The sequence below is a fragment of the Dyella japonica A8 genome, from assembly GCF_000725385.1.
Classification (GTDB): domain Bacteria; phylum Pseudomonadota; class Gammaproteobacteria; order Xanthomonadales; family Rhodanobacteraceae; genus Dyella; species Dyella japonica_C.
The window spans coordinates 3,805,580-3,817,983 of the sequence record NZ_CP008884.1 but is presented as its reverse complement, the minus strand read 5'-3'; the positions used below and the strand labels follow the sequence as shown (position 1 = coordinate 3,817,983).

Sequence of the window (12,404 nt, the reverse complement as noted above, 5' to 3'; positions counted from 1 at the left end):
CGCCCCATAAGACGAGTCCTAAAGTCGCCTGCCGCACGTGGAACGGCATGCAGTGGCCCACCAGCGTTTCGATGACGGAAGTCCGCGTCGGACTTCCGCCAAACGATGGAGAAATCAGCGCGCGACCAGCTTCGTGCCTGCCAGCAGGTGCACGGCCGCGTCGCGATCGGTATTGGGCCCCGCCTCGGCGTTGGCCAGCGACGCACGGGCCTGTTCGCGAAGGCGCTCGGTGGCTGTGCGATCGCCGAGTGATGCATCGACATGCGCAAGGTCGGCGGCGATGCGGGCCACCAGCGCTGGCGGGGCCGGCTCTGCCGCGTTGGCGGCGGCGAGCGCCGCGTCGAGCTGGGATGCGGCCTCTGCCTGGCGCCCGAGCACCTGCAGAATGTCGCCGTATACGAGGCGGGCGCGGATGGCTTTCTCCGACTGCCGGTCGCCCAGCGTGGCGTACATGTCCACGGCTTGGCCGGCGAGGGTGGCGGCGCGCTCGTCGTCGCCAGCAGTCGCCATCAGTTCGGCGTCGACGGCGAGCGCGAAGGCGGTATCCGGATGCGCGTCGCGATGCCGTTGCCGGCTTTCGGCCAGTGCGTCGTCCAGGGCCGCCCGTGCGCCGGTGAAGTCACCGCGCGCGATGAGCACCTCGGCCAGGCATGCGTGGTCGTAGGCGCGGCCATTGTCTGCATAGTCCACACCCAGCAAGCGTTGCCTGCGCTCGATCGAGTCGCGCAAGCGGGCTTCCGCCTCGGCATAGGCGCCTTGCCGAAAGCGGAGCTTGCCGATGTTGCCGATGCTCGTCGCTTCGTTGAGGCCGGAGGAAGGCGCCAGCGCCTGGTCGATGGCGATGGATTTGGTGTAGAACGCGGCGGCCTCATCGTAGCGACCCTCCAGGAAGAACACGCCGCCAAGGTCGTTGAGATGCCATGCCGTATGAGCGTTGGGGTGGGTGTATGCGCTGGCGTCGATGGCCACGGCGTCACGCATCAGCTGTTCGCCTTCTCCGTAGCGGCCCAGGCGGGTCAGTGCCGAGGTGAGGATGGCCATGGCGTCGGCGACGTCGGCATGCCGGGCGCCAAGGTGAACCTGTTTGCGCGCCAGCGCTTCGCGCAGCAGCGGTACGGCACGTTCCGGGCGGCCGGCATCCATATAGATCCAGCCGAGGTTGAGGGCCGCTTCGGTCAGCGCCTCGCTGTCTTTCGGAAGAATGCGGCGGGCCAGCGCCACATCCTGTTCGCCCATGGCTATCGCCCTGGCCGAATCGCCGAGGCGTTCGTCGAGGCCGGCAAGCCATGCAAGCGCCTGCACTTCCTCGGGAACGCCGCGGTTGGGGCCTGCTTCGAACGCATCCACGGCGCTCTGCAGCCGCGCGGTGGCCTCACGCACGCGACCCAGTTCATCGGCTTCCTTGGCAAGCAGGTATTCGATATGCAGGGTGCGGCGGTCGGTGGCGCCGAACTGCGCCCGTGCCAGCGCGGCGGCTTCCTCCAGCGGTTGCCACGCGCGTTCCGGGTGGCCGCTGCGGCGCTCAAGATCACCGACCAGGGCAAGGATCTCGGCGCGCAGCGCAGGTTGCGTGGCGAAGTCGTGGTCGGCACGCTCCCGTCCGCGGGCCAGCAGTTCCTCGGCGGTTTCGTTGGCTTCGGTGCCGTGCGCGGAACTGTCGAACAGGCCCTCGAGGAAGGTCTTGAGTGCGCCGGCGCGATGCGCCTCGCTGGCGGCGGCGAGGGCCTGTGCTCGTGCGTCCCGGGCCGACTGGCGCGCAAGCCGCGCCTCGTGCAGGCCGGCCACGGTGGTGGCGGCCAGTACAGCCGCGATGACGACAGCGATGGATACGGCCATGGCGTGCCGCCGTGCAAAGGTGACCGCGCGATACGCCAGCGTGTCCGTCCGGGCCTGCAAGGGCTTGCCCTCGAGGTAGCGCTGGATGTCGGCGCTGAGGGCCGCCGCGCTGGCGTAGCGGCGCGCAGGATCGGCATGGGTGGCCTCCTGCACGATCGCGTGTAGATCGACGCCAAGCTTCTTGCGCAAGGACTCGTCGTCAAACACGGAGGCCTTCGCGTCGACCTGTCCGTCCGCGCGATGCGGCGGTTGTTCGCCCAGCAACTCGGCCAGCAGAACGCCCAGCGCATAGACATCGATGGCCGTCGTTGCCGCATCGCCCGCCAGCTGTTCGGGGGCGGCATACGAGCGCGTCAGGCGGCGTGCCTCGGTGCGTGTGCGTTCGCCGTCGCCAGTGAGCAGCTTGGCGATGCCGAAATCCACCAGCTTGACGCCACCGTCCTTGCCGACCAGCACGTTGTTGGGCTTCAGGTCGCGGTGCACGATCAGGCTGCGGTGCGCATGGTCCACCGCCGCGCAGACATCCATGAACAGGGCGAGCCGCTCGCGCACGGACAGGCCGCGCAGCGCGCAGTGCGACATCAGGTCGTCGCCCGCGACGAATTCGAGCGCGAGGAAGGGCGTTCCGGTGGGGGAAAATCCCGCGTCGAGCAGCTGCGCGATGTGGGGATGCTGCAGGCGCGCCAGGATGCGTTGTTCGCGCAGGAAGCGCCGCCGCTCGTCGGCATCGTGCACATCGATGCGCAACAGCTTGAGAGCCACCGTCTGCGGGCCGCCGGGAAGGTCGCGCTCGGCTTCGAACACGCTGGCCATGCCGCCTGCGCCAACGAAGCGGAGCACGCGATAGCCGGCGATGGTCGGCAAGGTGTCGGCCGCGTCACCGGCGAACCCCGGCAACCACTGCTCCATGCCACGTTCCAGTGCCTCTACGCCGGGGGCGTTGTCCAGCGCCTGTGCCACCAGCGCGCGCAGGGTGAGGTCATGGCAGTGCAAGCGCAGCCATGCCTCCCGCTCGGCGACAGGCACCTCGAACAACTGGTCGATCAGGGGTTCGATTTCGTGCCAGCGTTGGGCGAAGGCGGAGATCATCGACGGTGTGTGCTCCCTGGCGGTGATGCCCCTATAGCGTATTCAGCCGGCCCGATCCGACATGGCCTGGGTATCGGGCATCAGGCAGGCGGAAAGAAAGGTGCGTGCCTTAAGCCAGTCGCGCTCCACCGTGCGGGCGGTGACGCCCAGCGCCTGGGCGATCTCCGGGCTGGACAAGTCGGCGAACAGGCGCAGCTCGGCCACGCGGGCAAGGCGTTCGTCAGTGGCCGCGAGCTGGCTCAGCGCTTCGTCGATGGCCAGCACGTCGATGATGTCCGATGCGTCATGCGCTGCCGTCAGTTCGGGTGCCTGGCGCTTCTGCGCCTTCTTCCTGCGCGCATGGTCGATCAACAGGTGGCGCATCACCTGACTCATGTAGGCATACAGGTGGGCGCGGTCGGTGAAGGCGAGCGCGTCGCTGGCCACCAGCTTCAGATAGGCCTCGTGCACCAGCGCGGTGGTTTCCAGCGTATGCGCGGCTTCCTGCGCGCGCTGGCGGCGTGCGAGCCGGTGCAGGGTGCTGTAGATGCGTGGAATCAAGGCGTCGAACGCCGCGGCATCGCCGCCGGCGGCCCGCGAAAGCACCTCGGTGATCTGCGGTTCTGCGCTCATGGGCGCGGACGTCCGCCCGATCGTGTCGGTACCGACATCCCTTTTGCGCTGTAGGAGGAGATGGCGCAGTCAGGAACAGCCACAGACCCAGGGATTGCCATCGCCCGTCACATCCACGAGAGGATAGAAGTCATGTCGAATCATCGCGCTACGAATGGTCGGCTCACAAGGGCCGCGGGTCTTGTCGCACTTGCCTTCGCCAGCCTTGCAGGCGTGGCCATGGCCGATGGAAGCAGCACGTCTCAAGCGGCCAGCTACAGTTACCAGACGCTCGACTATCCCGGCTCGACGCAGACGATCTTCTGGGGCATCAACGATTTCGGCGAGATGGCCGGGCAGTTCGACCTCAACCACACCACACCCCATGCCATGGTGTATCGGCACGGCCAGTTCGAACTGCTCGATCCGGCCATGCTGGGCACGTATTTCAGCGCGGCGGGTGGGCCCAACGACCTGGGCGCCACCTACGGCGCCTATGCCGATGCCACGGGGACGCAGCATGGCTTCGTGCTGCACGGTCATCATTTTGAAACGGTGGATTTCCCCGGCCATCTCAACTCGAACGTGGATGGCTACAACGAGTTCGGCACCATCCTCGGGGTGTACTGGGATGCCGACGGCGCCTTCCACGGCATCCTGCGTCGCGGCAAGAACTGGGATACGAAGTTCGACGTGGCAGGGGCCGCGGAAACCTATCCGCTGGGCCTCAACGACCTCAACCAGTCGGTGGGCTATTGGGACACCAATCCGAAGGCGCCCGCGCCACACGGCTTCTTTCGCGATGCGAACGGCAACATCACCCAGCTGGACGTGCCCGGTGCTTACGCCACCGTGGCGTTCGCGATCAATGATGTGGGCCAGATCGCCGGCTACTACTGGGGCACCACCGGGCCGATGCATTCTTTCGTCGAAGCGGATGGCAAGTTCGTGACGCTGGACTTCCCGGGTTCGACGGGAACGGCGGTGACCACCATCAACAACTTCGGCGTGGTCTCGGGGTATTACCTCGATGCCAAACGGCAGGCGCATGGCTTCATTGCCACGCCGACGTGGGCGGCCGAACAGCATCACTGAGCCGTGCAGGGGCTTTGCAAGGACGATAGGCTCCCGTCATTTCCGCCGCACTGAAGCGGGTCAGGCGGCGGTGCCGTAGCGCAGATGGATCAGCGGATAAGGACATCCCTGACCCTCTGCTTCAGAGCGGCCGGTGCGCTGGCTCGTCCACGGCGAGCCAGAACGGTGCGGCGGGCTGGAAGGTCGCGACCTCGTCCTCGATGGCCTGCCTGTTTTCGCGCGACAGGAAGTGATGTGTGGCGTCGACCGCGCTGCGTCAGATCGGCATGACGTGCGCACCGTCGCTGGGTGTCGATGTGCGGAGGGTGATCATCCTCTTCTGGAGAGGCGCCATGTGAAGCGAGAGGGCAACTGCCGCAGCAGCTTGAATGCCTGTTGTACCAGCAGCAGCATCGCGAAACCGGCAAGAATGCCGAGCAGGCGCTCTACGCCCGGCGCCATGCCGGCGGTGGCGTAGCGGTCCGGCACCAGCACGACGAGGAACGCCAGGGCGAACTGGACGCCGATGTAGCCATAGCGGTGCGGGCCGTTCTCGATATGGCGACCCACCGACACCCCGAGGCATACGCCCAGCGTGATGAGCACCACGCTGTGATGGGAGACCAGCAGGATGGCGATGGCAAGCAGGGCGCCGAGGCTGCAGCCGATGAAGCGGTAGACCATGCGCGTGGAGACTGCCTTGCGGTCCGTGTCGAGACTGGCCAGTGGGACAGCCATGACCGCCATCACGGTGATCCCGGCCTGGATCAAGGTGGGCGTGGCGACCCAGCGCGCGAAGCAGGGAATGAGCGACGCGGCGACGCCCGCCTGAAGGGCATGCACGGCGGCAGCGGGATGCCAGCCGAAGTGGGAGACGGTTGGGCCAGGCGGTTGGCCGGGCACCCAGCGTCGCAGCGATCGGGAGGAGAGATAGCTCACAAGAAGACTCGCGCTCGTGCCGATCAGGATCTCCACCACGCGTGCCTGCGCAAACGATGCGGGCGAGGCCGCCTGCGGCACGACGCTTTCGACCACCACCATCAGGAAGGTGAGCCCGGTGAACAGCCACGCATACGTGCGGCGGCCGACCAGCACCATGTACATGGTGGCCGTGACCACGATGCCCAGCGAGAGACAGGCCCAGAACGGATGCCCGGTGATGCGTATCGCCACCAGGTAACCGGCCAGGGCGCCCGCCACGGTGCCAAGCACGCGCAGCACCGCGCGCCGTGTGCTGGCCAGCAGGTGCGAGCGTATGACCATGAAGCCGCTGAAGGCAGCCCAGCCGACATTCCTTGTGCCCACGAGCTGGGCAAGCCCAATGGCCAGCAGCACCGAGGCCACGGCCTCCGCCTGATCGACCAGGCGCGGCCCGGGCTTCAGCAGCGTCGCCAGGTCACGCCACAACCCGCGCATGAGCGACCTCAGGTCGGCCAGCATTCGCCGGGCGCCGCGCGGGCCCGTGCCTGGATCGATGTTTTCTGGCTCAGGCATGGTCGGCCGGATCGTTGTTGCAAGGGCAATTCTAGTCGCGCGGCGCCCGCCTGCAATTGGCTGCCCGCGCGGCGAGCTGCGCGCATGGGCGGGCTTTGCCGCGACTGTCATTGGAGCCGTTCCGCGCACACCATGCCTTCTGGCAGGGGTATGACTTCAGGCCCACGCTACTACTGTTAACTTCACACTATGGTGCACTCCAAGGTATGACGCAGTGCGGGTGGGGCATGGAAGACAGCAGCAGCCATCTGAAGAAATTCCAGAAGGAACTGTCGGCGGGCACGGTGTCGCTGGTGCTGCTGGCGGTGCTGGGCCAGTCGCGGCAGCCGATGTACGGCTACCAGATCGCCAAGCGCCTGGAGGAAGTGGGCGAGGGCGTGCTCGCGGGCAAGCAGAGCGCGCTGTATCCCGTACTGCGCAATCTCGAGGGGGCGGGGCTGTTGGCCAGCGAGGTGGAACCTTCCATCAGCGGGCCGCCACGACGTTATTACCGCATCACGAAGCTGGGGCGCGAGGTGTTGCGTGACTGGGTGCAAGCCTGGAACGACACGCGCGATTCCGTCGATGCCGTTTTGCAAGGAGGGGTGTAATGAACGCACCACGCACGATCGCCGAATACCTCAAGCAGCTCCGCGCTGCACTGAAGGGTGCGGATCCGGCGTTGATCCAGGATGCGCTGTACGACGCGGAGGAACACCTTCGCGCCGAACTGGCCGACAACCCGCAGCGCAGCGAGGCGGACATGCTGGCGCATGTGGTGGGCACCTACGGCGCACCTGAGGAAGTCGCCGACATCTATCGCGACCAGGAGATCAAGATCCAGCGCGCGCTGCGTCCACCACCGGTGCCAAAGCAGCGTTCCGCGCTGGGCCGGTTCTTCAGCGTGGCGGCGGACTCGCATACGTGGGGTGCCCTGTTCTACATGCTGCTGTCGCTGGCGACGGGCATTTTCTACTTCACCTGGGCAGTGACGGGCGTGTCGTTGTCCGTGGGCTTGTCGGTGCTAATCATCGGCATACCGTTCACCATCCTGTTCCTGGGCACGGTGCGCGCGCTGTCGCTGCTGGAAGGTCGCATCGTGGAGAGCATGCTGGGCGTGCGCATGCCGCGGCGCCCACCGTATCCATCGAATGCGGGCAAGTCGTTCGGTCAGCGCGTGGGCGCGATCTTCACGGATGCGCGCACCTGGACCACGTTGTTCTACATGATGCTGATGCTGCCGCTGGGCATCCTCTATTTCACCGTGACCATCACCTTGCTGAGCATCTCGCTGGGCTTCATTGCCACGCCGGTCCTGAAGGCGCTGAGCGTGGCGGAGGTGATCAACCTGCAATGCGGCATTCCGCAGTGGCTGTGCGATGACAACTACTGGCCGCTGGCCATACTGACCTGCATCGGCGGCGTGCTCCTGCTGTTTGCCACGCTGCATATGGTGCGCGGTCTGGGCAGGCTGCACGGCAGCATCGCCAAGGGCCTGCTGGTGCGCATCGTGGGCGAAGGGAATTGACCGTGTCCTCGAACATGCTGGCCCGCTTGGCGGGCGAATGGCAGGGCGAGGAAACCATCGCGACGACGCGCTGGGGACAGGGTGGCCCGGCCACCAGCCGTGTGACGGCATCCTTGCAGCTCAACGGGCGCATCCTGGTGCAGGATTACCGGGAAGAGCGTGACGGCAAGACCTCGTTGCAGGCGCATGCGGTGTTCGTGGGCGAACCCGAGCATGACCAGTACAGCCTGTACTGGTTCGACAGCTATGGCTTCGTGCCCGGTACGCCAGCGCCGGGCCTGTGGAACGGCGAGCGACTGACGTTCGTGCGCAGCTCGCCGCGAGGCCAGACGCGTCACGCCTATGTGTTCGAAGGCGATGGCGCGTATACGTTGAAGCTGGAGAGTTCGTTTGACGGCGGGGTGAGCTGGGAGCCGGTGATGACGGGCACCTATCGGCGCCTCGCTTAAGTGGCGGAGAGCATCGCGCACAGGGTGCGCTCCCACAGGATGCTTTCGTTGTGGGAGCGCACCCTGTGCGCGACGCTCCTGCTTACACGAGCTGCAGATCCCTCGGGTGTGCACCCGGGAACACCGACTGCAGCTGGCTGCCCGACAGCCCCCACATGCGGCCCAGCAAGCCACCCAGCACGTCGCGGTAGTTGTTGAGCACCGGGTAGTCGCGGTTCTGCAGCAGGCTCTGTGCATTGACCGCCACCTGCTGGCCGGCGATGCGTCCGCCGTTCACTTTGCCACCCAGTACCCAGTACACCGTGCCGTGACCGTGGTCGGTGCCCTTGTTGCCGTTCTCGCGGAAGGTGCGGCCGAACTCGGACACCACGACCACCACGGTGTTGTTCCACTCGTCGCCCAGGGCATCCGCGTAGGCGGCCAGGCCCTTGCCGAGGTTGCTCAGGTTGTTGGCGAGCTGACCGGTGGTGCTGCCCTGGTTGACGTGCGTATCCCAGCCGCCGACATCGACGAAGCCGAGGCGATACTGGTCGCGCATCATGGTGGCGATGCGCTGCGTTTCGTCGGCGAAGTTCTTGGCATTCGGCGCGCCGCGATTCGCCTTCATCATTTCTTCCTGCAGCTCCTTCGACACCGTCTGGCGCAGTTCCAGGCCGTCGGCCGCGGCCGAGGCGAGCGAAGTATCGCGGTACATGCCGGCGAGGATGCTGGCCTGACGTTCGTCGTATACCGGCTTGGGATTGCCGCGCAACGAGATGTTGGGAATGTCGTGGCCGCTGCCCTGGAAGGAAAGCGGCAGCGCATCGGTGAAGGCGATGGATGGCACCGCGCTCATCTGGCCCGACAGGCGCGCCATGAAACCGGAACGGTAGTTGCTGCGCTGGTCGGTCGATTCGCCGGACTCGATGTTGTCCTGCGTCTCGAAATGGCTGCGCGACATGTCGTCGGTGCCGGCAAATGGAATGAACGCCACCTGGCGCTTCTGCCACAGCGGGTAGATGGAATCGCGCAGTACCGGGTTGAGACCCCAGTTGTTGTCGAGCCCGATGGCGCTGTTGGCGTTGTACGGATCGGGTTTGGCGATGGCCAGCGTGGGGCGCGACTCGTAGTAAAAGTCGCTGCCGTAGGGCACCAGCAGGTTGTTGCAGTCGTAGCCGCCGCGCAGGAACACCAGCAGGAAGCGGGGGGTGTTGGCCGGTGCGGCGAACAGCTTGCCTGAGAACGACAGCGCGGGAGCGGCCACGGCAGCGGTGGCGGCGGCGAGCAGGAATTCGCGGCGTTTCATGGCTGGTCCTCAGCGGTAATTGAAGTCGGGCGAAGAGAGCAGGAACGTATTCCATTCCTGCTGCGTGGTGGCCTTGGCGAGCGCATCGCGCGTGGGCGCGCTGAGCTTGGCGTCGAAGGTGTCGTAGTACAGCCGCGTGGTCAGCATCGGGAAGTCGCCACCCATCTTGGGCTGGCCTTCCGGGGTCAGCAGGCGGTTGTTGCCGGTGCCGATGGCGCCGGCGATCTCGAAGCGCTTGGCCATCTGCCCGGAGCTGGACCAGCCGGTGCTGTCCAGCGGCCAGCCGTCCGGCGTCAGGCGGCCGAACACCGGTTCGCCCAGCTGGTTGAGCCAGTTGAGCAGGGGCTTGGCGTTGGCGATGGGCTTGCCGTCGTAGGCCATGCGCACCGAGGACACCACGAACTGCATCGGGTCCTTGAACTTCTTGCCATAGCTGGCGGCCAGCTCCTTGGAGTCGAACATGGTCTGCAGCACCTCGGCGATGTCGCCGTCGGTGCGCTGGAAGGTGCGGGCCATCTTCGCCACCAGTTCGGGCGGCGGATTGTCGGACACGAAGTACTCGGCCAGCTTTTTGGAGACGAACTGCGCGCAGGCCGGCTGCTTGGTGATGATGTCCACGGCCTCGGTGATCTCGTCGAAGCCGCTGCCCTTGATCTTGTGGCCGAGCAGCACCTTGTCGCTGAAATCATGGCGCCTGGGGTTGAACTCGAACATGCCGTTACGCACCACCATCTCGGCCACGCGCGGACGCATGGCGGCGGGATCGCGCAACGGCGCAACGCCTGCGCCGGTGAGGATCAGCGCCAGCTGCTGCACGTCCTGCTGGGTGTAGCCGGACCCGACGCCCAGCGTGTGCAGCTCCATCAGCTCGCGGGCGTAGTTCTCGTTGACGTGGCCCTTGGCGTTCTGCGCGTTGTCCAGGAACTCCATCATCGCCGGGCTTTCCAGCGTGGCCATCACCAGGTCGCGGAACTTGCCCAGCGCGTGAGGACGGATCGTGTTCTGCACGTAATCGGCGGCCACCCAGCGTACGCGCCCCTTGGCGCCGTACACGCTGAAGTGGTTGAGCCAGAACCACACCATCTGCTCCTTGAGCTGGTTCGGCCCGTAGATGGCGTGCAGCATTTCGATTTCCTGCGCCTGCTGGAGCAGGTCGTTGGCATGCTGCTGCTGGGCCTTTCTGGCAGCGGCCTTGTCGTCGCCTTCGGGCATGTTCTTGATCTTGTCCTGCTCGTCGCGCAGGTTGGTCAGGAGCTGCTCGGTGGGCGTGTTCGCCGCTTCGTAGGAGTTGATCAGCGTGGTGATCGGCGCGGGCAGGTCGTCGCTGATGCGACCGTCGAGCTGCCGGTCGAACAGGCGGGAGCGCCCAAGGTCGCGGTACATGGCGACGGTGGCGCTATCCAGCTCGAAGCTGTCCCGGCGCAGCCAGTCGACGTCGTCCTGGGAGAGGGGGCGGGCATCGCGGGCCGCCGCAGAGCCGGCGCCAAGTATGAGCAGGGCGCTCACGGCAGCTAACCGCAAACGTGCACCAAGGGTGGGATGGTTCGGGCTGTCCTGCATGCGTCCGGGCTCCTGGCAGCGGTTGAACGGCGGCGTGGCTCGGGAGTGTCAACGTGGCAGGTGACGTCCGGCTTACCGGTCCGGCGTCCGGGAGCGCAAAAGGGTTCGGCGGATATTCATGCGCCGCGACAGCCTGGCGCAGGGATGGCGCGTCGGGGCGCGCCATCCTGGTGGCTTCAGTGCTTTCCTTTGGGGTGCTTCGAGGCGGCCGATCCCTTGGCGTGGATCCCGCTTGCCTTCGAGTGGGTGACGTGGCCGGAGGGTTCGCTGGTGGTCACCCCGGCGAGGGCGTGGGCGGTGGCCTCGTTTTCGCTCGGCTCGATCGACGCCAGCATGCGGGCGAGGTCGATGTAGAACGGCATGATGTCCTTGCGTCCCAGCCAGTAGGCGATGTTGAAGCCGATGAAGTCGCCATGATCCCAGCCGTTCATGGTCGGGAATGCGTTCCAGATGCCCGCCGGAAACGACAGGTCGTGCGGATCGGCGTCCCGATGTTTCTGGCCGAGTACATAACGGGTACCGGCGCAGGAGATGCAACCATCGCTCTCGTGCCATTCGCCTTCGTCACCCGGGTATTCGGGGTTGCCCTGGTTGCGGCCGATAATCAGGGCGGGCAGATACAGGGCCGGATTGATCGTCGGAATCGGCAGTGCACATCCGGTCCTGGTGTCTTTGAAGGTGGCATTGCCGGAGAACGTGAAGTAATAGGTCTCCGGGAACAGGCGCAGCCTGTCGCGGGCGATCATCGCGGCGCCTGGTGAGGTGAGATCGAAATATCCCGTATTTTTGGACTTCCAGATCTCGCTCTCGAAGACGCGCTCCATGTACTGGACGAAGGGCTCGTCTTTTTCGCGCTTGAGTCCCCACTGGTCCAGCTTGTAGTCATAGACGAAGTCATGGGTGTCGCCCCCGACCAGGGAGGCCAACGAGACGGTCATCTGCTTGTTGAGGCTCATGAAATTGAGCAGGCCGTCGTGGGTATCCAGGAACGTCGTGCCATTCAAGCCCGGGGCCAGGCCGGTGATGCTGTGCACCCAATGCTTGCCACCCAGGAACAGGTCGGAGATGTGCCCTTCTTCCGGATGGGCCGCGTGGTAGTCGCGCTCTTCCTGCGAACCATGGCGAAGGAAGGCCTCGAAGTCGCAGATGGTTTGTCCCCCCATGCTGTGGCCAACCAGATGGATCTTGTGGGTGTTGCTGATTTGCGGGTAGATGCCGGCAAAGGTGTGCCCGAACCGTTTGACGCCGTACTTCCTGGCATGGGCTGCCCCGTAGTCGACCTGGCCGCCGACGAGGTAGTAGTAGAGCTCCACCGCGCGCTCCCAACTGCTGGAGAATGGGCCCACTGTTGCTGTGCGTGTGTGGAAATGAAGGTCGTTGAGGCGCGCCTCGATATCGACTTTGCCGCCCCAGTATTTGAAACCCAGAACCTCGTCGCGGCCCCAACCGGTAAATCCGTGAACCAGGATGATGGGATACCGATTGCGAAAGTCACTGTTGGTCATGGCCTCTCCTCGTT

General features: G+C 65.6%; 10 protein-coding genes. 4 read left to right on the top strand and 6 right to left on the bottom strand.

Annotated features, from left to right (window positions below; all coding sequences use genetic code 11):
• Positions 1–114: 114 nt before the first annotated feature.
• A complete protein-coding gene (locus tag HY57_RS20965; RefSeq protein ID WP_019465424.1) occupies positions 115–2,925 on the bottom strand; it encodes a protein kinase domain-containing protein in 2,811 nt (936 codons plus the stop codon).
• 42 nt (positions 2,926–2,967) lie between these two features.
• Positions 2,968–3,537, bottom strand: a complete 570-nt coding sequence (locus HY57_RS15955; RefSeq protein ID WP_019465423.1) for an ECF-type sigma factor — start codon at positions 3,535–3,537, stop codon at positions 2,968–2,970.
• 132 nt (positions 3,538–3,669) lie between these two features.
• Here HY57_RS15955 and HY57_RS15950 point away from each other — a divergent pair, with 132 nt between their 5' ends.
• Positions 3,670–4,611, top strand: coding sequence for a hypothetical protein (locus tag HY57_RS15950; protein WP_144240842.1), 942 nt, complete (start codon positions 3,670–3,672; stop codon positions 4,609–4,611).
• 309 nt (positions 4,612–4,920) lie between these two features.
• On the opposite strand, the gene HY57_RS15945 is transcribed toward HY57_RS15950, so the two are convergent.
• Entirely contained in the window at positions 4,921–6,084 is a 1,164-nt protein-coding gene (locus tag HY57_RS15945) for an FUSC family protein (RefSeq protein WP_158407935.1), read from the bottom strand.
• Positions 6,085–6,311: 227 nt separating this feature from the next.
• Between HY57_RS15945 and HY57_RS15940 the strand changes: the two genes are divergently transcribed.
• The 3 genes from HY57_RS15940 to HY57_RS15930 are packed head-to-tail and all read left to right on the top strand — an operon-like array spanning position 6,312 to position 8,040.
• Positions 6,312–6,674, top strand: coding sequence for a PadR family transcriptional regulator (locus HY57_RS15940; RefSeq protein ID WP_019465420.1), 363 nt, complete (start codon positions 6,312–6,314; stop codon positions 6,672–6,674).
• Positions 6,674–7,591, top strand: a complete 918-nt coding sequence (locus HY57_RS15935) for a sensor domain-containing protein (RefSeq protein WP_019465419.1) — start codon at positions 6,674–6,676, stop codon at positions 7,589–7,591. Before HY57_RS15940 ends, HY57_RS15935 begins: the two co-directional genes overlap by 1 nt.
• Positions 7,592–7,593: 2 nt before the next feature.
• A complete protein-coding gene (locus HY57_RS15930; protein WP_235186578.1) occupies positions 7,594–8,040 on the top strand; it encodes a DUF1579 family protein in 447 nt (148 codons plus the stop codon).
• Positions 8,041–8,122: 82 nt separating this feature from the next.
• On the opposite strand, the gene HY57_RS15925 is transcribed toward HY57_RS15930, so the two are convergent.
• From HY57_RS15925 to HY57_RS15915, 3 genes are all read right to left on the bottom strand, one after another.
• A complete protein-coding gene (locus HY57_RS15925) occupies positions 8,123–9,325 on the bottom strand; it encodes a DUF1501 domain-containing protein (RefSeq protein ID WP_019465417.1) in 1,203 nt (400 codons plus the stop codon).
• A gap of 9 nt (positions 9,326–9,334) precedes the next feature.
• Complete coding sequence (locus tag HY57_RS15920) at positions 9,335–10,885, bottom strand: DUF1800 family protein (RefSeq protein WP_019465416.1); 1,551 nt, start codon at positions 10,883–10,885, stop codon at positions 9,335–9,337.
• A gap of 176 nt (positions 10,886–11,061) precedes the next feature.
• Complete coding sequence (locus HY57_RS15915; protein WP_019465415.1) at positions 11,062–12,390, bottom strand: esterase/lipase family protein; 1,329 nt, start codon at positions 12,388–12,390, stop codon at positions 11,062–11,064.
• Positions 12,391–12,404: the final 14 nt, after the last annotated feature.